This window comes from Lentzea aerocolonigenes, assembly GCF_000974445.1.
Classification (GTDB): domain Bacteria; phylum Actinomycetota; class Actinomycetes; order Mycobacteriales; family Pseudonocardiaceae; genus Lentzea; species Lentzea aerocolonigenes.
Window position 1 is genome coordinate 229,286 of sequence record NZ_BBOJ01000015.1, and the last position, 25,400, is coordinate 254,685.

At 71.0% G+C, this 25,400-nt stretch carries 24 protein-coding genes and 1 pseudogene; 16 read left to right on the plus strand and 9 right to left on the minus strand.

Going from position 1 to position 25,400, the window contains the following annotated elements:
- The first annotated feature begins 377 nt into the window (after nucleotides 1-377).
- Entirely contained in the window at nucleotides 378-1,133 is a 756-nt protein-coding gene (locus AOM45_RS28885) for a thymidine kinase (protein WP_030466134.1), read from the plus strand.
- Between the two features lie 238 nt (nucleotides 1,134-1,371).
- Nucleotides 1,372-1,716 carry an RNA polymerase-binding protein RbpA gene (locus AOM45_RS28890; protein ID WP_030466135.1) on the plus strand — a complete coding sequence of 115 codons (345 nt, stop codon included), beginning with the start codon at nucleotides 1,372-1,374 and terminating at the stop codon, nucleotides 1,714-1,716.
- Between the two features lie 70 nt (nucleotides 1,717-1,786).
- Here AOM45_RS28890 and AOM45_RS28895 read toward each other — a convergent pair whose 3' ends face one another.
- Complete coding sequence (locus AOM45_RS28895) at nucleotides 1,787-2,428, minus strand: TVP38/TMEM64 family protein (protein WP_051782910.1); 642 nt, start codon at nucleotides 2,426-2,428, stop codon at nucleotides 1,787-1,789.
- A gap of 30 nt (nucleotides 2,429-2,458) precedes the next feature.
- Between AOM45_RS28895 and AOM45_RS28900 the strand changes: the two genes are divergently transcribed.
- Nucleotides 2,459-3,283, plus strand: a complete 825-nt coding sequence (locus AOM45_RS28900) for an aldo/keto reductase (RefSeq protein ID WP_030466137.1) — start codon at nucleotides 2,459-2,461, stop codon at nucleotides 3,281-3,283.
- A 219-nt stretch (nucleotides 3,284-3,502) separates the two neighbouring features.
- Nucleotides 3,503-3,928, plus strand: a complete 426-nt coding sequence (locus AOM45_RS28905) for an MgtC/SapB family protein (RefSeq protein ID WP_030466138.1) — start codon at nucleotides 3,503-3,505, stop codon at nucleotides 3,926-3,928.
- Here AOM45_RS28905 and AOM45_RS28910 read toward each other — a convergent pair.
- Nucleotides 3,925-4,233, minus strand: coding sequence for a DUF1540 domain-containing protein (locus AOM45_RS28910; RefSeq protein WP_030466139.1), 309 nt, complete (start codon nucleotides 4,231-4,233; stop codon nucleotides 3,925-3,927). The two genes, AOM45_RS28905 and AOM45_RS28910, sit on opposite strands and share 4 nt — an antisense overlap.
- A 104-nt stretch (nucleotides 4,234-4,337) precedes the next feature.
- Nucleotides 4,338-4,949 carry a nucleotidyltransferase domain-containing protein gene (locus AOM45_RS28915; RefSeq protein ID WP_030466140.1) on the minus strand — a complete coding sequence of 204 codons (612 nt, stop codon included), beginning with the start codon at nucleotides 4,947-4,949 and terminating at the stop codon, nucleotides 4,338-4,340.
- Between the two features lie 48 nt (nucleotides 4,950-4,997).
- On the opposite strand from AOM45_RS28915, the gene AOM45_RS28920 reads away from it, so the two are divergent.
- A complete protein-coding gene (locus AOM45_RS28920; protein ID WP_162185616.1) occupies nucleotides 4,998-5,801 on the plus strand; it encodes an alpha/beta fold hydrolase in 804 nt (267 codons plus the stop codon).
- Here the strand turns inward: AOM45_RS28920 and AOM45_RS28925 are convergent.
- The 5 genes and pseudogenes from AOM45_RS28925 to AOM45_RS28945 all read right to left on the minus strand — a co-directional run bounded on the left by AOM45_RS28925 (nucleotide 5,785) and on the right by AOM45_RS28945 (nucleotide 10,290).
- Nucleotides 5,785-6,537, minus strand: a complete 753-nt coding sequence (locus AOM45_RS28925) for a class I SAM-dependent methyltransferase (protein WP_030466142.1) — start codon at nucleotides 6,535-6,537, stop codon at nucleotides 5,785-5,787. The genes AOM45_RS28920 and AOM45_RS28925 overlap by 17 nt on opposite strands.
- Nucleotides 6,538-6,594: 57 nt before the next feature.
- Nucleotides 6,595-7,131, minus strand: a complete 537-nt coding sequence (locus tag AOM45_RS28930; protein ID WP_030466143.1) for a hypothetical protein — start codon at nucleotides 7,129-7,131, stop codon at nucleotides 6,595-6,597.
- A gap of 20 nt (nucleotides 7,132-7,151) precedes the next feature.
- Nucleotides 7,152-8,321 (minus strand): ABC transporter permease, encoded by a 1,170-nt coding sequence (locus AOM45_RS28935; RefSeq protein ID WP_030466144.1) that lies wholly within the window; start codon nucleotides 8,319-8,321, stop codon nucleotides 7,152-7,154.
- Nucleotides 8,322-8,587: 266 nt separating this feature from the next.
- A pseudogene (locus AOM45_RS28940) lies at nucleotides 8,588-9,256 on the minus strand (ABC transporter ATP-binding protein); the annotation flags it as partial.
- Nucleotides 9,253-10,290: an efflux RND transporter periplasmic adaptor subunit gene (locus AOM45_RS28945; protein ID WP_030466146.1), complete on the minus strand. Its 1,038-nt coding sequence runs from the start codon at nucleotides 10,288-10,290 to the stop codon at nucleotides 9,253-9,255. The gene AOM45_RS28945 and the pseudogene AOM45_RS28940, both read right to left, overlap by 4 nt.
- An 80-nt stretch (nucleotides 10,291-10,370) precedes the next feature.
- Between AOM45_RS28945 and AOM45_RS28950 the strand changes: the two genes are divergently transcribed.
- The 5 genes from AOM45_RS28950 (at nucleotide 10,371) to AOM45_RS53575 (ending at nucleotide 15,748) form a co-directional block, all read left to right on the plus strand.
- Entirely contained in the window at nucleotides 10,371-11,066 is a 696-nt protein-coding gene (locus AOM45_RS28950; RefSeq protein ID WP_201780083.1) for a response regulator transcription factor, read from the plus strand.
- Nucleotides 11,056-12,753 carry a HAMP domain-containing sensor histidine kinase gene (locus AOM45_RS28955; RefSeq protein WP_030466148.1) on the plus strand — a complete coding sequence of 566 codons (1,698 nt, stop codon included), beginning with the start codon at nucleotides 11,056-11,058 and terminating at the stop codon, nucleotides 12,751-12,753. The genes AOM45_RS28950 and AOM45_RS28955 overlap by 11 nt, the downstream gene beginning before the upstream one ends.
- 34 nt (nucleotides 12,754-12,787) lie before the next feature.
- Nucleotides 12,788-13,579, plus strand: a complete 792-nt coding sequence (locus tag AOM45_RS28960; protein ID WP_156249744.1) for a glycoside hydrolase family 20 zincin-like fold domain-containing protein — start codon at nucleotides 12,788-12,790, stop codon at nucleotides 13,577-13,579.
- A 289-nt stretch (nucleotides 13,580-13,868) separates the two neighbouring features.
- Nucleotides 13,869-14,516 carry a response regulator transcription factor gene (locus tag AOM45_RS28965; protein ID WP_030466150.1) on the plus strand — a complete coding sequence of 216 codons (648 nt, stop codon included), beginning with the start codon at nucleotides 13,869-13,871 and terminating at the stop codon, nucleotides 14,514-14,516.
- Nucleotides 14,513-15,748 (plus strand): sensor histidine kinase, encoded by a 1,236-nt coding sequence (locus AOM45_RS53575; RefSeq protein WP_035909375.1) that lies wholly within the window; start codon nucleotides 14,513-14,515, stop codon nucleotides 15,746-15,748. Before AOM45_RS28965 ends, AOM45_RS53575 begins: the two co-directional genes overlap by 4 nt.
- Nucleotides 15,749-15,825: 77 nt before the next feature.
- On the opposite strand, the gene AOM45_RS28975 is transcribed toward AOM45_RS53575, so the two are convergent.
- A complete protein-coding gene (locus AOM45_RS28975; RefSeq protein WP_030466152.1) occupies nucleotides 15,826-17,316 on the minus strand; it encodes an aromatic amino acid ammonia-lyase in 1,491 nt (496 codons plus the stop codon).
- Nucleotides 17,317-17,379: 63 nt separating this feature from the next.
- On the opposite strand from AOM45_RS28975, the gene AOM45_RS28980 reads away from it, so the two are divergent.
- Genes AOM45_RS28980 through AOM45_RS29005 form a run of 6 tightly spaced genes read left to right on the plus strand, consistent with a single transcriptional unit; the run spans nucleotide 17,380 to nucleotide 25,399 of the window.
- Nucleotides 17,380-18,924 (plus strand): NAD(P)-binding domain-containing protein, encoded by a 1,545-nt coding sequence (locus AOM45_RS28980; protein ID WP_030466153.1) that lies wholly within the window; start codon nucleotides 17,380-17,382, stop codon nucleotides 18,922-18,924.
- Entirely contained in the window at nucleotides 18,911-20,299 is a 1,389-nt protein-coding gene (locus AOM45_RS28985; RefSeq protein ID WP_063756982.1) for a class I adenylate-forming enzyme family protein, read from the plus strand. The genes AOM45_RS28980 and AOM45_RS28985 overlap by 14 nt, the downstream gene beginning before the upstream one ends.
- Before the next feature lie 15 nt (nucleotides 20,300-20,314).
- On the plus strand, nucleotides 20,315-21,859 hold the full coding sequence (locus AOM45_RS28990) for an NAD(P)-binding domain-containing protein (RefSeq protein WP_030466155.1): 1,545 nt from the start codon (nucleotides 20,315-20,317) through the stop codon (nucleotides 21,857-21,859).
- Nucleotides 21,856-22,851 carry an alpha-hydroxy acid oxidase gene (locus AOM45_RS28995; protein WP_030466156.1) on the plus strand — a complete coding sequence of 332 codons (996 nt, stop codon included), beginning with the start codon at nucleotides 21,856-21,858 and terminating at the stop codon, nucleotides 22,849-22,851. Before AOM45_RS28990 ends, AOM45_RS28995 begins: the two co-directional genes overlap by 4 nt.
- Nucleotides 22,845-24,125: a cytochrome P450 gene (locus tag AOM45_RS29000; protein ID WP_030466157.1), complete on the plus strand. Its 1,281-nt coding sequence runs from the start codon at nucleotides 22,845-22,847 to the stop codon at nucleotides 24,123-24,125. Before AOM45_RS28995 ends, AOM45_RS29000 begins: the two co-directional genes overlap by 7 nt.
- Entirely contained in the window at nucleotides 24,122-25,399 is a 1,278-nt protein-coding gene (locus AOM45_RS29005) for a cation:proton antiporter (protein ID WP_051782911.1), read from the plus strand. Before AOM45_RS29000 ends, AOM45_RS29005 begins: the two co-directional genes overlap by 4 nt.
- The last annotated feature ends 1 nt before the right edge of the window (nucleotide 25,400 follow it).

Here is a 25,400-nt window from a genome sequence, read left to right on the forward strand (position 1 = left end):
ATCGACCCTGCCCAGGCGACGCCCCGCATGCCGGACCGCGGCGGCGGCACCCGGTGCACCAACCCGCGCGAACGGCGAACCCTGCCCTGCCAGGTGACCCCTTCGACGCACCTCTCCATCGCTCGACCCACCATCCCTTCCGCTCCTGGCGTAGTGAGGCGGGAGCACTTCTGGGTGTTGAACGACCGATGCAAGGCATGAAGTTCGGTCAACACTGAAGTTATCGAGCAACTCGAATCAAGAAGATGTTTCGACGACCTGCGCAGCGGCTATGCACACCCGACAGCGGCGCGACCGACGCGAAGGACAGGGCGATGGGCGGGGACATTCCGTGGGGATTCCTCATGATCGGGATCCAGGCACTAGGGTGACCCGCCGTGGACGCCCTTCCCGATCCGACAGATGCCCTCTCCGCTGTACCTGTCGCGGGTTCCCGACGAACGACGCCGGTGGTGGGCCACCTCAAGTTCTTCTTCGGCCCCATGGACTGCGGCAAGTCGACGCTCGCGCTGCAGATCGACCACAACAACTCACGGCAGGGTCGCCGCGGGTTGTTGCTGGTGCGGCACGACAGGTCGGGGCGGCCGCAGATCTCGAGCCGCATCGGCATCACGCGGGAGGCCGCGGAGATCCGCGACGACGATCTCCGCCGGCTGGTCCGCGCGGAGTGGGCCGAGGGCAGGAGGGTCGACTACCTGATCGTCGACGAGGCGCAGTTCCTGTCCCCCGATCAGGTGGAACAGCTGGCGGAGCTCGCGGACGACGTTCAGGTCGACGTCTACTGCTTCGGGCTCGCCACGGACTTCCGCGGCGAGATGTTCCCCGGCTCGCAGCGGCTGTTCGAACTGGCGGACGAGCTCAAGGCCATCCAGGTCGAGGTCCTGTGCTGGTGCGGGGTGCCGGGACGGTTCAACGCGCGGGTGCGGGCCGGACGAGTGATTCGCGCCGGAGACACCGTTCTCGTCGCCGACACGGTTTCGGACACGGAACAGCACCGATCGGGTACAGAGAGCAACGGTGTAACCGATACCACGGAAACTACTGTCCGTTATCAGGTGCTCTGCAGGCGTCACTTCCGGTTGGGCGACCTGGGCCCTGACGTCGCACAAAGTGGCCAGCTGCGCTTGGCCTAGGCGGTTACCCACAGGGTTGGCTAGGCCATTAGAGTGATGCATGAGCGCAGGAGCTTGATAACGCGTCACGATCCTGTGGCGATCGCATCCATTAGTAGGAAGCCTTCGTTGACGAGTGAACGACGTCACTGTGGGCGACCATGAGAGCGAGCCGGAAACAAACGGAGCAATCCGAGCGTTGCACACGGTGAGCAAGAAGCCTGGGCCCCGGCCCTGAGCCGAGCGAAAGGACACCGCCATGGCCGACCGCGTTTTGCGTGGAAGCCGGCTCGGAGCAGTCAGCTACGAGACCGACCGCAATCACGATCTCGCTCCGCGCCGGGCAGCGCGGTACGCCTGCCCCAAGGGACACGACTTCGAGGTCCCGTTCTCCGACGACGCCGAGTTGCCGCCGACCTGGGAATGCCGTCTCCACGGCACCGAGTCGAAGATCATCGATGGTGTCGAGCCGGAGGTGAAGAAGGTCAAGCCGCCGCGCACGCACTGGGACATGCTCCTGGAGCGCCGGTCGATCCCCGAGCTCGAGGAGCTGCTCGACGAGCGACTCGAAGAGCTTCGCGGACGCCGCACCCGCACGGCCTGATCTCCTCGCGGAGAAGATCACAGACGCTTCAAGCCGTCCCGGTCTCCCGCCGGGGCGGCTTTTCGCGCGTCTAGGAGGCCCGTGCGGCCCCTGTGATCAAGTTCCGGCCCCACCACACCCCGACGGCCGCCAGGACGGCCCAGATCGACAACGCGGCGATCGAGCGGGGTGACCCGAGATCGCTCAGCGCGTCCCCCAGCACCGCCGCGAGGACCGTCGACGGCACCAGCCCCAGCGCCGTGCCCGCCGCGAAGTGCCTGTCCCTGACCGACGTGACGCCCGCCCCGTAGTTGGCGAGCGTGAACGGCACGACCGGCAGCAGCCTGATCACGAGCGTCGCCTCGACGCCCTTGCGCGCGAAGACCTGTTCGAGAACGTGCAGCCGCTCCCCCAGCCAGCCCTCGACCGCGGCCCGACCGAGCCTGCGCGCGATCGTGAACGCGATCATCGCCCCGGCCGTGAACCCGGCGATCGCCAGCACGCTCCCCCACCCGACGCCGAACAGCAGCCCGGCCGCGGTGGCGAGCACCGGCTTGGGGAAGAACACCGCCGTCCCGAGCGCGCACACCACGGCGAAGACCAGCGGAGCCGCACCACCCGCCTTGCCGACCTCGTCGCGGAGCACCGCGCCGTCGGGGATCTCGACGAACTGGGCGAGCACGGCCAGCGCGACGACGAGCAGCACCAGCAGGATCAGGCCTCCGCGTCGCATCACACCAACGTACCCGGCAAGCTGGGACGCATGACTGTCGCGCTGCCGTCCGGCTCAGCCGTCCCCGCGCTCGGCATGGGCACGTGGATGATGGCCGAGGACCCTTCCCACCGCTCCTCCGAGATCGCCGCCCTGCGCGAGGGCCTCGACCTGGGCCTGACGCTGATCGACACCGCGGAGATGTACGCGAACGGCGGCGCCGAGTCGCTCGTCGGCGAGGCGATCGCGGGACGGCGTTCCGAGGTGTTCCTCGTGTCGAAGGTGCTGCCGTCCAACGCTTCCGCGGCCGGCACGGTGCGCGCGTGCGAGGCGAGCCTGCGCCGCCTGGGCACCGACCACCTCGACCTGTACCTGCTGCACTGGCGGGGCAGCGTGCCGCTCGCCCAGACCGTGGAGGCGTTCGAGGGACTGCGGGAAGCGGGCAAGATCCGGCACTGGGGCGTCAGCAACCTGGATCTGGACGACATGCGGGAGCTCACGGTGTTGCCGGGCCACTGCCAGACCAACCAGATCCTCTACAACCTCTCGCGCCGCGGCCCGGAGCACGACCTGCTGCCGTGGCACGCGTCGGCAGGCATCCCGGTCATGGCCTACTCCCCCGTCGAGCAGGGCCGGCTGCTGGGCTCGCCGGTGCTGGCGTCAGTGGCCGCCCGGCACGACGCCACGCCCGCTCAGGTGGCGCTGGCGTGGGTGCTGCGGCTGCCGCACGTGAACGCGATCCCCAAGGCCGGCACCGTGGAGCACGTGCGGGAGAACGCGGCGGCGCTGTCGTTGCGGCTGACCGACGAGGACTTCGCCGAGCTGGATGGCGCGTTTCCGCCTCCGGACGGGCCGGAGCCGCTCGAGATGCTTTAGTTCCGGACGTGAGCCGGCCACCTCGACTGGGACGTGCGTCCCACTCTCACCCCGGACTCACGCCAGGCCCGCTAACGTGGACAGGTCTTGCCAACCAGACACAAGGAAGCGAGGTGAGCGACACATGCCAGGCGACAGTAGCCCGCGCAGGTCATTTCACCTCGCACGCTCGAGTTCTGGCGTGTGACGCACACCCCTGCACACAAGGGGAGTCACACGATGCACGTCTTCGACATGACGCTGCGCATTGCCGAGAGCATGGGCCTCGGCGCGTTGATCGGTTTTGAGCGGCAGTACCGCTCGCGCATGGCAGGCCTGCGGACCAACGCCCTCGTGGCCGTGGGCGCGGCGCTGTTCGTCCTGCTGTCCGCACAGGGTTTCGACGGCCAGGGCGACCCCACGCGGGTCGCGGCTCAGGTCGTGTCCGGCATCGGCTTTCTCGGCGCGGGCGTGATCCTGCGCGACGGGTTGTCGGTGCGCGGGCTGAACACCGCGGCCACGCTGTGGTGCGCGGCCGCGGTGGGCTCGCTGGCCGGCGCCGGCCTGCACGTCGTCGCGGCGGCCGGCACGGTGGCGATCATCGCGGTCAACGTCGGCCTGCGGGAGCTGGGCCGGGCCGTGGACCGCAAGGACGAGGAGGTCTAACGCGGCTGGTACGTCAGGCAGTTCGCGTGGTGGTCGCCTTCGCCCTGGCCTACGCGCACGCTCTGCGCCGTGCACTCCAGCGAGGAGTTGTGCACGCAGTCCGTGCGGGAACAGGCGCCCACCTGCGCGATGACCTTGTCCAGGCCGCCCTTGGTGCCCAGCGGGATGAAGGTGCCGCAGTCGGCGGCCCCGTTGTCGCCGCGCACGGTGATCGCGAAGGCGTGGCAGCCGTCGTGGTTGTAGGAGCAGTCGCTCACGGTGCAATCGTGGACGGCGGGCATCGCCGGGTTCTCGAGGGTGGTCATGTCCGCTCCTGCCGTGGTGGGAAAGGTTCGGTGATTCGGACGATGCCACCACGGCAGAAGGCCCGCAATTCGAAAGGAATTAGGCGAGCCTATCCTTTCGGGAATCAGGAAATGTCATTTCCGTGCAACCGGTCGAGCCACGGATGCGCGTCGGCGGTGAGGGTGATCGCCTCGGCCAGCCATCGTCGTTGTCCGGCGCTGAGCAGCGGCAACACCGCGGCGAAGTCCGCCTCGTCCTTCGCGCGCGGCGCCGCGGCCTTGTGGAGGAGCTGGATCTCCGGAGCCAGGTGCGGGATGCCGGACGGGGTGACGTGAGTGAGCGTGGCGACTGGACGCCGCACTCGTGGGTCACGCCGGAAAATCCACTCGTCGCCGTCGGATTCGTCGAGCATCACCTGGACTCGCCAGCGATCGGAACCGACCGGGCGGCACCAGACGTCCTGCACCAGCGCTGGCAGGATCTCGCCGGGCCGCCACGGTCGCAATTCTCCCGGCGGGTCGGCTGCCCACCACTCCCAGCCGGTGAGCGCTCGTTGCGCGGCGAGCTGGTCGCGGCGCAGCAACGCCACGTCGATGTCGGAATGCGGGCGCAGCGGGCGACCGGCCGCCAGTTCGATCGCGTGACCACCCGCGATCCACCAGGACGTCCCGCAGAACAGCTCCGCGACCTCGGACGGGGTCAGCGGGTCCCACGGGAGCTCGATCAGTTGCCGCATCCGGGCACACTATTGCGCTCCGCGCGGGCGACGCTGATGATCCACTCCGTGGAAACGACGACTGGGGTGTCGGGAATGGCGACGATGACGACGGGTGACGGGCAGCTGGTGTCCTACGTGGACCACGGTGGTGACGGCCCGGCGGTCGTGCTGTTGCACAGCTTCCTGATGGACGTGACGATGTGGGCACCACAGGTGGCCGCGTTCGGGCAGCAGTACCGGCTGATCGCGATCGACGAGCGCGGTCACGGTGCGACGCCGGCGAACGCGCCGTTCGACTACTGGGACGTCGCCCGGGACGCGCTCGCGGTACTGGATCACCTCGGCCTCGACCGGGCCGCTGTCATCGGCACGAGCCAGGGCGGGTTCGTGGCGCTGCGGATGGCGTTGCTGGCACCGGAACGGGTCACGGCGCTCGCGGTGCTCGGGACGTCCGGGGAGGCGGAGGACGAGCAGATCGCCGCCGCGTACGACCAGCTCACCGAGGTGTGGATCGCGCAGGGGCCGGAGACGGTGGTCGACGCGACCGCCAAGATCTGCCTGGGTGACTACGACGCGTCGGAGTGGACGCCGAAGTGGAGCGCGGTCGAGCCCGAGCGGCTGCGGCTGATCGCGAACGCGCTCACCCGCCGCGACGGCGTGCTCGACCGGGTCGGGGAGATCACCGCGCCCGTGCTCGTGCTGCACGGCACGGCGGATCTCGCCTACCCCGTCGCCAAGGCCGAGGCGCTGGTGGCGGCGTTGCCCAAGGCCGAACTGGTGCTGGTCGAGGACGGCGCGCACTTCCTGAGCCTCACGCACGCCGCCGACGTGAACCCGCACCTCGAGCGGTTCCTCAGCGCGAACCTCTGACGGCCCAGGCCCGCGCGGTGAGCTCGATCGGGCCTTCCCGGGGCAGCCGGGAGCGGAGCAGGTCGCGGATGGCGCCGCGCTGCTCCGCCGGCAGGGTCGCGGCGTAGGCGGGCGCGGCGCCGGTGCCGCCTTCGAAGGGGTTCCAGAAGTCGTCGAAGTCGCGGAACACCGTGGGCACGACGATGGCGCGGACCTCGACGTCGCGCAGGCCGGCGTCGGTCCAGAACGTGCGCAACGGATCGGGATCGCTCACCTCGCCGAAGCGCAGTCCCTCGTCCTCGGACGCCGCGGCGGGGTCGACGTCCTTCGCCGCGTCCCAGAACAGCCGCATCATCTGCATGCCGCTCGTGTAGTCCCACAGGTACGACCCGACGTGTGAGCCGACGCGCGCGAACTCCGCGACCGCGCGGGGCACGTCGGGCACGAAGGTGAGCACCAGGCCGCTGACCACGACGTCGACGGCCCGGGCGCCGAGGTCCATCGCGTTGCCGAGCTCGAACGTCGCACCGGACACCCGCTGCCGGGCCAGTTCCAGGAAGGCGGCCGACGGGTCGACGCCGGTGACGGACGCCGGTTCGGCGTGGGCCAGCACCGTCTCGCTCAGCGCGCCCGTGCCGCAGCCGACGTCGAGCCACGTCCAGCCGGGCGGTACGTCCAGCCACTTCAGGAACTGCACCGCGACCGGCCGGCTCCACCGGCCCACGTAGCGCTCGTACGCGTCACCGCCGTCCCACATGCCTGGAAACTAGCGGGTGTGCCCCGAGCCCGCCTCGCGAGAACAAGCGTGAGCTGATCACTTCTTGGACGAGGCGATCTCGCACTCCTTCGCGTGCTCCAGACCGAGCGTGATCGACGCCGCGTCGTTGTTGGGGCCGCCGAACGCGTAGGAGACGGCCTCGGCCCCCGGCTCGTTGTGCACCTCCACGTAGCGGACGCCCTTCTCCCGCAGGCACTGCACAACGCGGGCGGCGAAGTCGACCGCGTCCGGGTTGTTGACGTCCTTCTCCCACGGGGGTAGCGGGTCCTTCGACTCGCAGGCCTTCAGCGCCTTGTCGACGTCTCCCTTGGGCGGTTGCACGCCGGCCCGACCGGCTGACACCTGGCCCTTCTTGTCCAGGCCGAACTGCTCCATGCACCGGTCGTACGCGCTGTAGAGGGCGTCGAGGTCCTCCGGCGTCATGTCGAGGCGTTCGCGGGGACGTTGTTCCTGCGCGGCCGACGACGGGGCAGCGTTGCTCGACGGCGTCGAGATCGACGCGACCTGGGGCTGGTCGGCGGGCTTGGAGCAGGCGGCCAGGAGCAGCAGCAGGGCCAGTGCGGATTTCTTCATCGGAGGAGGATTTCCTTTCGTCACGCGGAGAGCGCCTGCGTCGGGGTGAGCCGCGCGGCGCGGATGGAGGGGTAGAGGCCCGCGGCGGCGCCCACGACGAACGCGGCGAGCACACCGGAGGCGAGGATCGGCAGCGGGATGACCAGCGGCCAGCGGTGCAGGGTCGCGTAGCCGGCGACGCCGGCCGCGCCCAGCGCCGTGCCCGCCAGGCCTCCGAGGCCGGACAGCAGGACCGCCTCGGTGAGGAACTGGACGCGGATGTGGCCTCGGGTGGCGCCCAGGGCCCGGCGCAGGCCGATCTCGCTGCGGCGTTCCAGCACGGAGATCACCATCGTGTTCGCCACGCCGACGCCGCCCACCAGCAACGCCACGCCCGCGAGGCCGAGGAACAGGGCGCTGTAGGCGTTCTGGGTCGCGCGTTTGGCCGCCAGCGCGTCGGATGGGCGGCTCACCTGCACCAGACCGGGGACCTCGCCGTACAGGGTGGCGGGCAGGACCGCGCGAACGTCCTCGATGGACTCCTCGCGGGCCTTCACGTACACGACGGTCGGGTGGCCGTCGAAGCCCAGCTGGGTGCGCGCGGCGTCCCAGCCGACCAGGACCGCGCGTTCGAGGTCGGGGGCGAGCGGCATCGGGCCGAGCACGCCGGTCACGGTGAACCAGCGCTCCCCCACGTACACCGCGGGCCGTTCGCCGACGTCGGGGATGCCGAGCCGTTGGGCAGCGACGTTGCCGAGCACGACCGACGGGAAGTCCGGGCGGGACAGGAACTCGCCGCTCTGCACGTGGCCGTTGACCGTCTCCAGCAGGCCGGGAGTCGCGGCGAGGACGGTGATGTCCGAACTGTGGCCGGGGTCGAGCAGGTCGTTGCGGCGGACGCGGACGTGGGTGTTGGCCACGGCCGCGGCGGCGGTCACCGGGCCGATGCGTTGGACCATCGCGACTGAGGACTCGGGCAGCCGCACCGGGTTCTCCTGCCGCTGGACGGGCTGGGCGCGCAACAGGTTGGTGCCGAGCGCGGTCAGCTCGTCCAGCAGCGCCTGCTGGCTGGAGGCGGGGATGCCGGTGACCACGACGACGGTGGCGATGCCGAGCGCGATGCCCAGTGCCGAGAGGGCGGCGCGGAGCCTGCGGGTGCGGATGCCGAGGGAGCCGAGGGCGAGCAGGTCGGCGACGGAGAGGCGGCTCACCGGGCGCTCCTGGGGCGGGGGAACCTGAGCGTGGGTGCGGCGGTGGGGTCGGCCGCAGCGGGCGCGCCAACGGTGGGATCGGCGGCGGTGAGGTCGGCGGCGGACGGGTCGCTTCGCCGCTCTCCCCTCACGTCCGCAGCAGTCCGCGCGTCGATGGGCGGGCCGCCACGCCGCTCACTCCCGACGTCCACGACAGTCCGCTCAACGACGGGCCGGGCGCCGCGCAGCTCACCCCTCACCTCCACCACGGTCCGTTCAGCAGCGGCCCCCGTGTCCGACACGATCCGCCCGTCCCGCAACTCCACCTGCCGCGGCAGCGACGCCGCGATCTCGCGGTCGTGCGTGATCAGCGCGATCGTCGTGCCCTGGTCGTTCAGCTCCCGCAGCAGCTCCAGCACCGCACGGCCGTTCGCGGTGTCCAGCGCTCCGGTCGGTTCGTCGGCCAGCACGAGTGACGGGTTGTTCACCACCGCGCGGGCTATCGCGACGCGCTGCTTCTCCCCTCCCGACAGCTGCGGAGGGCGGTGGTCGGTGCGGTGGCCCAGGCCCACGCGGTGCAGCGCTTCCACGGCCAGTGCGCGCCGGTCTTTGCGGCGCACGCCGGCGTAGAGCAGGCCGGTGGCGACGTTGTCCGCGGCGGTGAGGCCGTCGGAGAGGTGGAACTGCTGGAAGACGAACCCGAGCCTGCTGCCGCGCAACGCCGACAGCCGGCGGTCCGACAGCGACGAGATGTCCTGGCCGTCGATCTCCACGGTGCCGGACGACGGGAGGTCCAGGGTGCCGACCAGGTGCAGCAGGGTCGACTTGCCGGAGCCGGACGGGCCGACGATCGCGAGCAGCTCCCCCGCGCCGACCTGCAGCGAGACGTCGTTCAGCGCCGTGACGCCGCCGGGGTAGGTCTTGGTCACCGAGCGCAGCGCGAGCACCGGGGTCATTGCGCCGTCACCACTTCCAGGCCGTCGGTGATGCCGTCGCCGGAGATCTCGACCTTGTCCTGCGAGTAGAGACCCGTCTTCACGGCCTTCAAACCGCCGCCGGGCAGCTGCACGGCGTAGCCGCCTTCCTTCAACGCGATCAGCGCCGCGAGCGGCACGGTCAGCACGCCGGTCCGGCTCTCGGTCGTGACCTTCAGCCGCACCGGCGCGGTGTCCAGGTCGCCGACGTCGGCGGGGTTGTCCGGGGTGACGACGACGTCGATCTTCTCGCCGGAGCTGTTCTCCTGGGCGGGCGCGGTGGTCACGGACGTGACCTTGCCGGGCACCTCGCGGCTGTCCGGGCGCACGACCACCACCGGCAGACCCGCCTTCAGCACGCCGGCCTCGTTCACCGGCACCTGTGCGGTGACCAGGCGGGTCGTCGGCGTGATCTCGAACAACTCCTCGGAGGCGGGCGAGCCGAGCTGGGCCTTCACCGACGCCACGCGCATCGGGCGTTCCAGCACCAGCACGCGGCCCGGTGCCAGCGTGCCGCTCTGCTCCACGCCCAGCGCCTTCTGCCACTTCTTCAGCGCGTCGACCACGCGCGGGGTGAACTCGGCCTTCGAGACGTCGTTCGGCCTGGTGCCGACCTGGTAACCGAGTGCGGCGAGGTTGTCCATCACCACGGCGACGTCCGAGCCCTTGAGTCCCGGTGTGTCGAGGGCGCGGAACAGCGGGGTCGCACCGAAGAACACGACCACCGGCTGGTCGTCCACCCGGTACAGCTCCTTGCCGAGCTCCGTGGCCTGGCCGGCCGCGGGCAGCTTCGTGACGGTTCCCGTGCCTCCTTTGACCGGGCGGGCGGCGCCGAAGCCGAGGTTCGCCTGCAGCACACGGGTGTTCGCGAGGTCTCCTTTCCGCACGGTCGTGGTCTTCACCGCGGGTGGTGGTGCCGCCGCCGGCTCCGGCGGTCTGCCGCGCACGACCAGCACGACGACGGCGGTGGCGACCACGACGACGAGCAGCGTGGCCGCGATGACTGTCTTGCGCATGCAGTGGATCTTCGAAGGCGCTTGTGAGGATCCTGTGACGAACCGGTGATCACACCGAGGGCGTTTCTATGATCGCCCCCGTGAGCGCTCTCATCCTGGTCGCCGAGGACGACGAGAACCAGGCCGAACTCATCCGGCGCTACCTGGAGCAGGATCATCACCGGGTGCTCGTGGTGCACGACGGCCGCGACGCGCTCGACGTGGTCCGCATCCACCAGCCCGCTCTCGTCGTGCTCGACCTGATGCTGCCCGGACTGGGTGGCCTGGACGTCTGCCGCGCGTTGCGCGCGGACTCCGACGTGCTGGTGCTGATGCTCACCGCGCGGTCCACCGAGGACGACCTGCTGCACGGGCTGGGGATCGGCGCGGACGACTACATGACCAAGCCGTTCAGCCCGCGCGAGCTGGTGGCGCGGGTGCGGACGTTGCTGCGGCGGCGCCCCGCCGCACGTCCGGTGCCGTCGCTGCGGGTCGGGCCGATCGTGGTGGACCCGGTGCGGCACGAGGTGACGGTGCGCGGCGAGCCGATCGTGTGCACGCCGGGCGAGTTCGGGCTGCTGGAGGTGCTCGCGTCCCAGGTGGACCGGGTGTTCACCCGCGAGCAGCTGCTGGAACGCATGCACGGCTTCGACAGCTTCCTGACCGCCCGGACGATCGACACGCACGTGAAGAACCTGCGCCGCAAGATCGAGACCAACACCCGCACACCCGAGCACCTGGTCACCGTGTACGGCATCGGCTACAAGCTCACCGCCGGACGCCGCGATGCGCCGTAGCGTCTTCACCCGCCTGCTCGTCGTCGTGGTGCTGATCGCGGTCTGCTCGATCGCCGCGACCGCCTGGCTCGCCACCCTGCTCACCACCGCGTCCATCGCGCGCGAACAGGGCAGGGAGCTCGCCTCGGACAACCGGATCTACGCCACGCTGCTCTCCTACGCGGCCGGGCACCGCGACTGGTCCGAAGTGGACGCCTACGTCTCGTCGCTGATGTCGGAGCACCCCGGTCGCCGGATGGTCCTGGTGACCAAGGACGGCCGCACGATCTCCGACCGCGGCGGCGACGGCGGCCAGCTGCCCGCGACGGCCGCCGCGGTGGTCGACCCGCTGGCGGTCGACCCGGTGCTGGTGCCGGACGCGCCCGCCGACCGGATCGACAAGCGGGTGCTGGGGCCGTTCCGCACGCCGATCGACTTCCGCGAGCGCGAGGACCGCACCGGAACGCTGATCTGCCTGCGGTTCGTCAAGCGCAAGGAAACGGCGGTGGACTGCAGGGACTCGCAGCTGCCGTTCGACACCGCCGCCGACTTCTACGCGTTGCTCGACCTGGAGAACCTGGTCAACGCCTGCCTCGCGCGCAGGTCGCTGCCGCCGGTCGAGCTCGACCCCGACTACACGCCCGCGGCCAAGCAGACCACCGGCCTGCCGGTCCCCGACGAGCCCGCCGTCGCCGCCTGCGTCACGGCGGCGCGCAAGGAGCAGCTGGCGCCGTACGTGGCCCCGCCGGTCCTGCTCTACCTGACCAACCCCTCCGGCACGCCGACCACGGCGATCTCGTTGTCCGGCAACGGCTGGCCGGTCGCCGGTGCCGCGGCCGCGGTGCTGCTGGCCGCGGTCGGGGTGGCGGCGTTCGCGGGAGCCCGCATCACCCGGCCGCTGCGGGCGCTGACCGCCGCCGCGCAGCACATGTCCGGGGGCAGCGACATCCCACCGGTTCCCGTGCGTGGCCAGGACGAGATCGCGGGCCTGACCAGGGCGTTCAACACGATGGCCGCGAACAGGACGCAGCTGGAGCAGGCGCGCAAGGCGATGGTCAGCGACGTCGCGCACGAGCTGCGCACGCCGCTGAGCAACATCCGGGGCTGGCTGGAGGCGGCCGAGGACGGCGTGAGCGACCTCGACCCGGCGCTGATCACGTTGCTGCTCAAGGAAGCGCTCGTGCTGCAACACGTCGTCGACGACCTGCAGGACCTCGCCGTGGCCGACGCCGGCGCGTTGCGGCTCACCGTCGAACCGCTCCCGGTGGCGGGCACCCTGGAGCAGGTCCGGGCGGCGCACGAGGCACGGGCGGCGCAGGCGGGCGTCACGTTGTCGGTGTCCGCGGACCCTTCACTCGTCGTCCGCGCGGACGCGGTGCGGCTGCGGCAGATCCTCGACAACCTCGTCGCGAACGCCCTGCGCTACGTGCCGTCCGGCGGGTCCGTGACGGTCAGCGCGTCCGCCGGGGACGGCGAGGTCGTGATCGCGGTGGCGGACACCGGGACCGGCATCGCGCAGGAGGACCTGCCGCACGTGTTCGACCGGTTCTGGCGCGCGGACCGCTCGCGCAGCCGCAGCACCGGCGGCAGCGGGCTGGGTCTCGCGATCGTCCGCAAGCTCGTCGAGGCGCACGGCGGCACCGTCGGTGTGACCAGCACAACAGGCCTGGGCACCACGTTCACCCTCGGGTTGCCGGAACTCGCCTGATACTGCCAGCGTTAGTCCGCTGGAGAGGAAACCGGTGATTGTTCCCATGCCCACGAGCGCGCCCCGTCGCACGGGCTCGTTCGTCCTGACCGAGGACGTCGCGGTCCGCGTGACCGGACAGGCGCGCACCGCGGCCGCGATGCTGCGCGACCACGTCTTCAACCAGACCGGATACCTGCTCGCCGAGTCGCCGGACGGCATGCTCATGGTGTCGCACGACCCGGCGATGCGCGGCCTCGGTCCGGAGGGCTACGCGCTGCTGGTCAGCAACGACGCGGTGATGCTCCGCGCGGGCACCCAGGCAGGACTGCGGCACGGCGTGCAGTCGTTCCGGCAGCTGATGACCCGCGACGGCACGGTCCGCGCGGCCGACCTGCGGGACTCCCCCGCGTTCGCCTGGCGCGGCGTGTCGAGCGCCCTGCTGCCCGCGCCGGAGATGCGCAAGGCCATCGACAGGATGGCCGCCTACAAGCTCAACGTCCTGCACGTCTTCCCCGAGGGCGACCCGGAGGCCCTGCGCGATCTCGTCGAGTACGGCCGCGACCACGGCATCACGGTCGTGCCCGAGCTCAGCCCGGCGACGATCGAGCTGCTCGACCTCTTCCCCAGCCGGTGGGTGCACATCGGCAGCGCCAAGCTGACCACGAGGTTCGCCGACCTCCTGCGCCGGCACGGCCGCCTGCCGGTGCGCTGGCACGACGGCAACGCCGACGTGCTGGGCCCGCACGGACGGCTCGCCGAGGGCGACGACGGGTTGCGCGCGGTCGCGACCGCGGGCTGGGTGGGCGGTCTGCCCACCGGCGCCGCAGTGGCTCCCGCCTGGTAGCTGTTCACACCTGTGGCGTGCCCGCAGGTCAGGCCAGGTCCGCGAGTTCCCTGTTTACCGTTGAATTACCGGTCCGGTGGTGCGCCCGCTGCTCTGGTGTGCGCCGAATGACGCATCACCTGCTTCCCCGAGGCCCGGATCCCGCTGCTGAGGGCCTGGTGATCGCGTTTGTGAACTGCTGTCCGCCGGCTGCCCGGCCACCTCGCCGACCTGGCCTGGCCCGCCGATCACGTGCCATCGTGATGACGTGCGGGGGACCTCGAAGTTCCGGCCGGTGCAGCAGTTCCGGTTGTTGCTCGTGGAGGACGACCGGGAGCTGGTGGAGTTGCTCGCCGCCGCGTTGCGCGGCGAGGGGTACGCGGTGGACGTCGCGCTGGACGGGCAGCGCGGGCTGCACCTCGCGCTCACCCGCCCCTACGACGTGGTCGTGATCGATCGCGGACTGCCGGTGCTCGACGGGCTGGACCTGTTGTCCCGGTTGCGCTCCCGGTCCGTGCGGACGCAGGCGCTGGTGCTCACCGCGCTGGGTTCGGTGCACGACCGCATCGACGGCCTCGACGCCGGCGCGGACGACTACCTGGTCAAGCCGTTCGACCTGGGCGAGCTGACCGCGCGGCTGCGGGCGTTGTGCCGCAGGGCCGCGGAACTGGCCGCCGTGTTGCGGATCGGTGCCGGCCGCCTGGAGCTCGAACAGCACCAGGTCGTGCTGCCCGACGGCTCGACGGTCCCGCTCACGTCCAGGGAGTTCGCGCTGCTGCGGGTGCTCGCCACCCACCCCGACACCGTGCACACGCGGGCGGCGTTGCGGCGGACGGTGTTCCACGACGCGTATTCGTCGTCCATTGTGGACACTTATGTGCACTACCTGCGGTCGAAGGTCGGGCGGACGGTCGTGCACACCGTTCAGGGAGTCGGCTACCGGTTGGGGGCCCTGTGAGGACGTGGGCCGAGGCGGAACGCGCGGAGGTGCGGCGGGCACGGCTGCGGGTCAGCGTGCTCGTGGGGCTGGCGATCACGCTGATGATCGCGTTCGTCGGCGGGATCGCCTACGTGGTCATGGTGCAGGCGCAGGAGACGCAGGTGGCGCGCGAGCTGCGGTACAACGCCCGGTACGGCGTGCCGGACGTGGCTCCTCGTTGCGCGTGGGTGTTCACGCTCCGGGACGGGGTGCTCGACGAGGGCACGCTGAAGGTGCCGGACGGTTTCCCGCTGCGCGGCGACCTCGACGCCGTGCGCTCGTCGGGTGCGGCCGTGTCGCGTGACGTCTCCGCGAACGGCACCTCGTACATGGTGCTCACGGCGCCGGGGTCGGATGACGCGGTGGTGCAGGCGGTGTTCGACATGCGCTACCTGCTGGCCGACCGGTGGCACCTGCTGCTCGCGCTCGGGATCGCCCAAGTCGCGGGGCTGATCGCGGCGGCGTTGATCGGCCTCGGCGTGAGTCGCCGCGCCGTGGGCCCGCTGGCGGAAGCGCTGGCCAGGCAACGACGGTTCGTCACGGACGCGAGCCACGAGCTGCGCACCCCGATCGCCCGCGCGTACCTGCGGGCCCAGCTGCTGGCCGCGGACCTGCCCGACGACCAGCGGGGCGACCTCGACGCGCTGGCCCGGTCGATCCGCGGGCTCGCGGACGTGGTGGACGACCTGCTGCTGTCGGCCCAGCTGTCCCAAGGGTCCGCCGGGGCGCCGGTGGATCTGGCCGGGATCGCCTCGGCGGCGGTGGTGGGTGAGACCGAGCGGGCAGTGGAACGGCGGATATCGCTGGATCTTGAGGATGGTGGCGGGCCGGTGGTGGTGGTCGGGGTCGAGACGGCGTTGCGGCGGGCGGTGGACGAGCTGCTGGCGAACGCGGTGCGCCACACGCCGGAGGGTGGGCGGATCGCGGTGCGGCTGCGGGCGGGCGACGGGTGGGTGGAGCTGGAGGTGGCCGACACCGGGTCCGGGTTCGAGCAGGACGAGGCGGAGCGGCTGTTCGAGCGGTTCCAGCGCGGCGCCGAAGGCCGGTTCGGGGTGGGGCTCGCGCTGGTGCGGGAGATCGTGGCCGGGCACGGGGGGACGGTTCGGGCCGTGGGGCATCCGGGGCGGGGAGCGCGGTTCATCTTGCGGTTGCCAGTGGCGGGGCGGAGTTCGATGGCCGCGCGGGAGAGGATCGGGTCGGGCTGCGGGTGAGGGCCGGCGATCATGGGCGGTGGCTCCCGAGCACGATCCACGACGGCTGCCAGCACACCGTCTCCCTCTGCCACCCGTCACCACTCGCCACCCGTCACCACGTCCGCTGCCACCCTCACGTCGACGTCCAGCGGCCGGTCCGGGTCCACCGGCGCGATCACCTCCGCCAACGCGTCCAGCAGCGCCGCACACCGCGGCGCCGTCGGCCGTCGGCCACCCACGTGCACCGCTTGCCGCAACCCCAGCGCGAGCGACCCGCACAGCAGCCGCAACAACTCCGCGAGGTCGTAGGCGCGCAACGCGGCCTGGGTGCCGAACGGCACGACGTCCTGGTTGTGCAGGTTGGTCGGCAGGCTCTGGGTGCTCGACGGCAGCACGCCCCGCCGGATCTCCGCGACGAACGCCGTCGTCGCGAGTTGCACGCCCTGAAGTCCGTGCTGCCGGCCGGGGCCCGCGGCGAGCATCGGGGGCAGGCCGGTGTTGCGGGCCGGGTCCACCAGGAGGTCCAGCTGCCGTTCGGCCAGGTTGCCGAGGGAGGCCGTGACCATGGCGAGCACGTCGGCGGCGAACGCGGCCGGTTGGCCGAAGAAGTTGCCGCCGTGGGCCACGAGGTCGTCGGAGGGGAAGAACAACGGGTTGTCGCTGACGCCGCCGAGGTCTGCCGCCACCACGCCGTCCACGTACCGCAACGCGTCCTCCGCCGCGCCCAGCAGCTGTGGTGAGCACCGGATGCTGTACGGCTCCTGCAAAGCGCGCAGTCCGCTCGGGCGCACGCCCTCCAGCGTCGAACGCATCCGCGCTCCCACCGACACCGCGCCCGTGTGGCCGAACGCGGAGATCAGGCGCGCGTCCACGAACCCGGGGTCGGCACCGAGGACGTCCACGAGCAGACACGTGAGGTCCGCCAACGCGCGGTGTGAGGCGCGCACCGACGACAGCGCCAGCGCGGTGGCCGCAGAGGTCACCGAGGTGCCGTTCACCAGCGCCAGTGCGTCGCGGCCGTCCAGCTGCAATGCCGAAAGCCCCGCCAACGCCAAAGCCTCGGCAGCGGGCAACCGGACTCCGTCGAGGTAGGCGTGACCGCGGCCGCGCAACGCCTGGGCCGCGTACGCCAACGGAATCAGGTCTCCGCTGGCGCCGACGGAGCCGTAGCGCGGGATCGCCGGCGTGAACGTGGTCGCGAACATCGCCGCGAGCCCCTCCACGACGTGCGCGGACACCCCGGACAAGCCCTGGGCCAGGGACCAGGTCCGCACGAGCAGCGCGGCACGGGCGATGTCCGGCGGAAGGTCGGGCCCTTGGCCCGCGCCGAGGTGTGCGAGGGTGTTGTCGCACTGGTCGGCTTCCGAAGAACGGCCCGCGAAGCCCACGAGGGCGCCGAATCCGGTCTTGGCGCCGTACACCGGGCGTTCGTCGTCGGCGAGCACGGTGCGCAGGTACTCCCGGCCGCGCGCGACCCGGTCCGCCACGGCGGCGCTGACGAGCACGTCGAGTGGTGCGGCGGCGCGCAGCAGGTGTGCGGGGGTCAGCGGGGAGTCGAGGTCCACCGGGACAGCGGTCGTGGTCACCGCACGGACGGTAGGCAGCCGATCTCAGAAAGTTCTGAGATCACGTGGGTAGCTTCCCGTGCCATGGCGTACGACTACCTGATCATCGGCGCTGGACCGGCCGGTTTGCAGCTCGCCGCACTGCTCGAGCGGGACGGTCGCGACTACGCCGTCCTCGAACGCGGCAGCGGGGCCGGCACGTTCTTCACCCGCTACCCGAGGCACCGCAAGCTCATCTCCATCAACAAGGTCCACACCGGGTCCACCGATCCCGAGCGGCGCATGCGGATGGACTGGAACTCGCTGCTGACCGACGACCCGGAGCTGCTGTTCACCCGCTACAGCCCGAAGTACTTCCCGGACGCGGACGACATCGTCCGGTACTTCCAGGACTTCGCCGCCACCCTGCACGTCCGCTACGACGTGGACGTCAGCAGGATCTCCAAGAACGGCACCGGGTTCACGGTGCAGGACCACAGTGGACAGACCTGGCAGGCGAGGAACCTCGTGATGGCCACCGGCGTCTCGCAGCTCTACGTGCCGCCGATTCCCGGCATCGAGCACGTCGAACGGTACGACACGTTCGACACCGACCCCGAGGGGTTCACCGACCAGCGGGTGCTCGTGATCGGCAAGGGCAACTCCGGCTTCGAGACCGCCGACGCGCTCGTCGAGCACGCCGCCGTCATCCACGTCGCCGGACCGCACTCGGTGAAGCTCGCCTGGCAGACACACTACGTCGGGCACCTGCGGGCGGTGAACAACAACTTCCTCGACACCTACCAGCTCAAGTCCGAGAACGCGGTCATCGACGGCACGATCGAACGCATCGAGCCGCGGCCCGACGGCGGGTTCCGCATCCAGTTCCGGTACGCCCGCACGGTCGAGAAGCTGCGCGAGCTGGAGTACGACCGGATCATCGCGTGCACCGGGTTCCGGTTCGACGCCTCGATCTTCGACGAGACCTGCCGCCCGGCGCTCGTGATCAACGACCGGTTCCCCGAGCTCACCCCGGCGTTCGAGTCGGTGAACGTCCCCGGCCTGTACTTCGCCGGCACGATCACGCAGTCACGCGACTTCAAGAAGTCCACCAGCGGGTTCATCCACGGCTTCCGCTACGGCGCCCGCGCCCTGCACCGTGTCCTCAACGCCCGTCACCACGACACCCCGTGGCCCGCAACGGAACTGGAGCTGTCCCCCGAGGCGATCAGCGACGCGATCATCGCCAGGGTCAACCGGTCGTCGTGCCTGTGGCAGCAGTTCGCGGTGATCGGCGACGTGGTGACGGTCGACGGGACCACCGCGCGCTACGAGGAGGAGGTGCCGGTCGCCCACGTCGCCGACGGCGGCCAGGGCCCGGCCGAGCACCGGTTCGTCGCGACGCTCGAGTACGGGCCCGACCACGACACCGTGGACCCGTTCGACATCACGATCCCGCGCGTCGCCGAGAACGACGCGGCCAACGCCGCCGACGCGAGCTACCTGCACCCCGTGGTCCGCCACTACCGCCAGGGCGTGCTCGCGGCGACCCACCACCTGGCCGAGAACCTGGAGAACCACTGGGACCTGCCGGAGGTCCACCAGCAGCCGCTGGTGGTGTTCGTGAAGGAATGCCTTGCCGGCGCGTGAGGCCGAGCCGTTCCCGCGCGCGGTGCTCGACGTGCTCGGCGCCGCCGCGGACCGGCCGGTGTTCGAGCACGGCACCCGCGTGGTGACCGGCGGCGATCTGCTCGACCTGGTCGCGAGGATCGCGAACGGGTTGCGTCGCAACGGAATCGGGCCCGGTGACGGCGTCGCGCTGCTCCTGGGCGTGCACCCGGAGGCGTTCGCGACGATCCTCGCGGCGCACGTGGTGGGCGCGCGGGTGGTGGGGGTGCGGCCGGGGTTGACCGAAGCTCAGGTCCGGCACCTGCTCGGGCTGGACATCGCGAGGGTGGTCACGGACTCCGGCGAGGGCTCGGAGTCTCCGCCGCGGCTCACGGTCGCGGCCTTGCTCCGCTCCACCCCCGCACCGTTGCGGTGCGACGGCCGCCCCGGCGACATCGCCCGTCTCATCCACACCAGCGGCAGCACCGCCGCACCCAAGGCGTGCGCCCAGACCTACGCCTCGATGACCAACGCCTGGGCCGCCCGCCCGGACGCCTGGCCACCCGCCATCCGTGAGCTCGCCCGGCGCCTCGACCGCTACCTCGTGTTCGGGTCCCTGTCGAGCCAGGTCATGTTCGAGTACGCCGTCATCACCCTCACCGCGGGCGGAGTGGTCGTCGTCGCCGACAACCCCGCGGACGCGATCACCCGCCACGAGGCCACGGCTCGCGTGATCACCGTGCCCGCGCTGGCGAAACTCGTGGCCCGCTCCCCCGGCCTGCCGACGTTGCGCGCGTTGCTCGTCTCGGGCTCACCGCTGACCGCCGAACGCCACAGCGAGGCTCTGGAAGTGCTCGGCCCGGTCGTGTTCCACGGCTACGGCCAGACCGAGACCGGCATGATCTCGATGGCCACGCCGTCCGACCCGCCCGGCACCGTCGGGACGCCACCGGTGGACGTGGACATCCGCGACGGCGAGATCTACGTCCGCACGCCCGCACAAGCCTGCTGCTACTGGGGAAATCCCGAGGAGTCGGCCGAGGTGTTCGTCGACGGCTGGGTCCGCACGCGCGACCTCGGGCACCTCGACGCCCGCGGGCACCTGCGCCTGACCGGCCGCGCCAGGGACGTCGTGATCGTCAACGCGAACCTCCACCACGCCGGGCCGATCGAACAGGTCCTCGCCGAACACCCGGACGTCGCCGAGGCCTACGTGGTCGCGGTGCCCGACGACGACACCGGCGAGGCGGTGCACGCGTTCGTCGTGCCGCGGCGGGACCGCGAGCCCGCTCTGGCAGAGCTGCGGGCCCTCGTCACCGCACGGCTGGGCGCGGCCTGCGCCCCCGTCCGCGTCACCGCCATCGCCGAACCGCCCCTCGCCCCGAGCGGCAAACCCGACAAGCGCCAGTTGATCTGAGTGAGGAGAGAAGCCGTGTCCAGCCAGGTATCGACCGAGTGTCTCGTGATCGGCGCCGGTCCGGCGGGGTTGCAGGCGTCCTACCTGCTCCAGCGCGCCGGCCGCGACCACCTGGTGCTGGAGGCGGGTGCGGCGGCGGGGACGTTCTTCACCCGCTTCCCCCGCCACCGGCAGCTGATCTCCATCAACAAGGTGCACACGGGCTGGGACGACCCGGAACTGAACCTGCGCGTCGACTGGAACTCGTTGCTCAGCGACGATCCCGAGCTGCTGTTCACCGGCTACACCCCGCGCTACTTCCCGCACGCCGACGACATGGTCCGCTACCTCGGCGACTTCGCCGTCAAGAACGACCTGCCGGTCCGCTACGACACCAAGGTCGTCTCGGTGACCCGGCCGGACGACTTCGTGGTGCGCGACCAGCACGGCATGACCTACCGGGCGAAGCGGATCATCGTCGCGACCGGCGTCTCGAAGCAGCACGTGCCGGACATCGACGGTGTCGAGCACGCCGAGCCGTACTCCGACGTCTCCGTCGACCCGCGGGACTTCACCGGCCAGAAGGTGCTGATCATCGGGCGCGGCAACTCGGCGTTCGAGACCGCGGACAACCTCGTCGAGACCGCGTCGGTCATCCACGTCGCCGGGCCGGGGTCGCTCAAGCTCGCGTGGCAGACGCACTTCGTCGGCCACCTGCGGGCGGTGAACAACAACTTCCTCGACACCTACCAGCTCAAGTCGCAGAACGCCGTGCTGGACGGGCACATCGCGGGCATCCGCCGCGACGGCGACGGCTACCTCGTGGAGGTCAGCTTCCAGCGGGTCAACGAGGTGATCAAGGAGATCCGCTACGACCGGGTGATCCTCGCGACCGGGTTCCGGTTCGACGCCTCGATCTTCGCCGCGGACTGCCGGCCGGAGCTCACGATCAACTCGCGCTTCCCGCACCTGACCTCCGCCTGGGAGTCGGTGAACGTGCCCGGCCTGTTCTTCGCGGGCACGATCACGCAGTCGCGCGACTTCAAGAAGTCCACCAGCGGGTTCATCCACGGCTTCCGCTACGGCGTCCGCGCCCTGCACCGGATCCTCGAACAGCGCTGCCACGGCGTGGACTGGCCCAGTCGCGACGTGGCACCCGAGGCCGTCGCCGACGCGATCATCGAACGGGTCAACCGGACCTCCGCGCTGTGGCAGCTGTTCGCGTTCATGGCGGACGCGGTGCTGATCGCCCACGACGGCACGGCGAGGTACGTCGAGGAGGTCCCGGTCGCGCACCTGCACGAAGCCGTGGCGCGCGGCGAGTTCGGCGACGTCGAGTCCTACCTGGCCGTCACGCTCGAGTACGGCGCGGACCACGACAAGGTCAACCCGTTCGACATCACCGCCGGCCGCACGTCGCAGCAGGACACCAGCGGGCTCGACGGCCGCTACCTGCACCCGGTGATCCGCCGGTTCCGCGCCGGTGAGCTGGTCGGCGAGCACCACCTGACCGAGAACCTCGAGAACGAGTGGGACAGCGAACAGGTCCACAAGGCTCCGCTGCGGGCGTTCCTCCGGTGAACCCGGTGCTCGCCGAACTGCACGAGAAGGCACGCGCGGTGCTCGACCCCGTCCACTACGACTTCTTCACGGGCGGGGCCGGGGACGAGGTCGTGCTCGCGGACAACGAGGCCGCGTTCCGGCGGCGAGCGTTGCTGCCGAGGGTGTTGCGGGGCAAGGGGAACAGTCCCGAGTTCCCCGTGCTGATCTCACCGACCGCGTTCCACAAGCTCGCCCACCCCGACGGCGAGCTGGCGACCGCACGGGCGGCAGAAGGCGCGACGCTCGTGTCCAGCACGGCCTCGACCGTGCCGATCGCCGACGTCGTGGCCGCCGCGACCGGGCCCGTGTGGTTCCAGCTGTACCTCCAGCCGGATCCCGAGGTCACCGAGGAGCTGGTGCGGCGGGCGGAACGGGCGGGGTGCGCCGCGCTGGTCGTGACGGTCGACTCCCCCGTGTTCGGTCGGCACCGCAGGGACATCGCGCACGGCTTCCACGACCTGCCCGCGGGACTGGCGGCGGAGAACATGCGGGACCTGCCCGGCACGACCGGTCTGCGCAAGATCGAGATGGCGCCGTTCACCTGGGCCGACATCGACCGGGTGCGCGAGCTCACCTCGCTTCCGTTGTGGCTCAAGGGAGTTCTGCACCCGGACGACGCGGTGCTGGCGGTCGGGCACGGGGCGGCGGGGATCTTCGTCTCCAACCACGGCGGCCGTCAGCTCGACGTCGTCCCGGCGGCCCTGGACGCGTTGCCCGCAGTGGTGGACGCCGTCGGCGGCCGCATACCGGTCGTGCTCGACGGCGGTGTCCGAAGTGGAGCCGACATCGCGCTGGCGCTGGCGCTGGGAGCGTCCGCCGCGGGCATCGGCAGGCCGGTGCTGTGGGGGCTCGCGGCCGACGGCGAGGCAGGGGTCCGCAAGGTCCTCGACGCTCTGCGGGACGAGTTCGAACACGTCCTCGCCCTGTGCGGCGGGCAGCTCAGCCGCGACATGGTCGTGGTCCGGTGCTGAGCCGGCTGCCCGCGCGAGTCGTCGCGTTGCGCGCCAAGGTGTTCGAGAAGGTCAACGGCGACAACGCGATCACCGTCCCGAACGCCCAGGTCGGCCCGGAACGGTTCGAGGAGCTCTACGGCCACCCCGCAGCGAACGGCCGCAGCCGTGGCGCGGGGCTGTCGGACCTGTTCTGGTACTGGCTCTCCCCCGGCCCGGAAGTGCACCAGGAACACCTCGAAGCCGGGCCGCGCTACGACGACGTGGCCCGCACGACGCGCACGTTCCTCGCCGGGTCGAGCGGGGCACTCGCCTCCTTGGCGGCACGGTGCACCGCCCACGTGCTCGACGAGGTGATCACCAGAAGGGTCACCCGCGTCCGGTTGCGCGACCTGATGATGCCGGTGTGGGCCGAGTACTTCTACGAGCTCGTGTTCGGCGAACCGTGCCCACGCGAAGCCCGCGACCTGATCGTCGGGCACGCCGACGACGTCGTGACGTCGCTGAAGTGCACCGGCCTGCGTCACCCCGCCCGGCGGGCGCGGCTCACCCGCTACCTGCGAGAACGACTCCCGGACGTCCGGCACCCCCTGCCCCGGACGTTGTCGGAGACCGAGCAGGTGCACTACCTGCAAGGCACCTACTTCAACACCGCCGTCGTGCAGATGTCCGAAGCGATGGCGCACCTGCTGCTCGCACTGGCCCAGCACCCCGAAGTGGCGGAACGCATCGACGACGACCGCTACTTCGCCCACGTGCTCGACGAGACCTTCCGCCTCTACCCGCTGTTCGGCATCGCCCACCGCATCACCACCGCCGACATCTCGCTCGACGAGCAGACGACGTTCCCGGCGGGTTCGGTGCTGTGCTTCAACTATCCCGCCTACCACGCCACCGGCTACGCGGACCCGCAGCGGTTCGACCCCGGCCGCTGGCAGAGCACGGCGGCCCGCACCGCGCACCACATCCCGTTCGGCATAGCCGCGAACCGGCCGTGCCCGGCGTGGCGGCTCTCCCCGCTCGCGTTGCGCGCGGCCACGAGGGAAGTGCTGCGCCGCGTCACGCTGCGCTCCCCCGTCACCCACACCCGGTCGTTGCCGAGCCGCGGCCCGTGCCTGCTCGTCCGCGACGGCCGCGTCCCGTCCTGGCGCCTGACCCTGATGCGGGTGCGCGACCGCTGGGAGAGCGTCTGGCTCAGCGTCGTCCAGCTCGTGCTCGGCACCGCGATGGTGCTGCACGCCCACCGGCTGCGGCTCGCCGGCCGCTACTTCGACACCGACCGGGAGATCACGTGAACCAGATCCACTTCGCGTTGCAGGTCTTCGCCGCACTGGCCGTCGTGCTCGTCGCCACCACCGTGTGCGGGCGGCTCGCCATGCTGGTCAGGCAGCCCAGGGTGGTCGGCGAGATGGTCGCCGGCGTGCTGCTGGGACCGGCGTTGCTCGGAGCCGTGGCGCCGGGCGTGCAGGCCCAGCTCTTCCCCGCCGACGTCAAGAGCACCCTGTACGTGCTGAGCACGATCGGGCTGACGTTCTACATGTTCCTCGTCGGGTCCTCTTTGGACCACGGCCTGACCACAGGTGCGAACGCGCGCAAGGCGTCCGTGCTCGCCGTGTCAGGCATCGTGCCCACGTTCCTGCTCGGCGCGGGCACGGCGGTGATCTTCTTCGACTCGCTGAGCCCGCAGGGATCGCGTCTGTGGGTCTTCATGCTGTTCGTCGGCGGCGCCCTGTCGATCACCGCTTTTCCCATGCTGGCGCGGATCCTGCAGGAACGCGGCATCGCGAACACCCCGATCGGCGGCCTCACCCTGGTCGCCGCGGCGATCGACGACGCCGTGGCGTGGGCGTTCCTCGCGCTGATCATCGCCGTCGGCGCGTCCGGCAGCCCCGGCGGTGCCGTGCGCACGATCGTCGGCGCCGCGATCTTCGCCGTGCTCATGCTCACGCTCGGCCGCAAGTGGCTCGCCAAGCTCGGAGAGCGCGCCGAACGCGACGGCAAGCTCAGCCGGGACATGATGGCGATCATCCTGCTGGTGGTGCTCCTCGCGGGCTGGTTCACCGACTACATCGGCGTGTTCTCGGTGTTCGGCGGGTTCATCACCGGCCTCGCGATGCCGAAGAACTCGGTCGTGCGCCACGAGCTCGAAACCAAGCTCACCGACCTGAACTCGATCCTGCTGCTGCCGGTGTTCTTCGCGTTCAGCGGCCTCAACACCCAGGTCTCGGGCTTCGGAGCGGGCGGCAGGCTGTGGTTCCCGCTCGCGGTGATCATGCTGGCCGCGTTCGCCGGCAAGTACCTCGGCTGCGGGCTGGTCGTGCGCGCCCAGGGCTACTCGTGGCGCTACGCGTCCGCGGTCGGCGGTCTGATGAACGCCCGCGGCCTGATGATCCTGATCTTCATCAACATCGGACTCGCCTACGACCTGGTGACACCGGAGATGTTCGCGATCCTCGTCGCCGTCGCGATCGTCACCACCGCCGCGGCCATGCCGATCTACCGCGCTTCCCTGCCCGACCACCTGGAGGCTCAGGCGGACGTCAAACGCTCCCCCGCACCAGTCCGGTGAG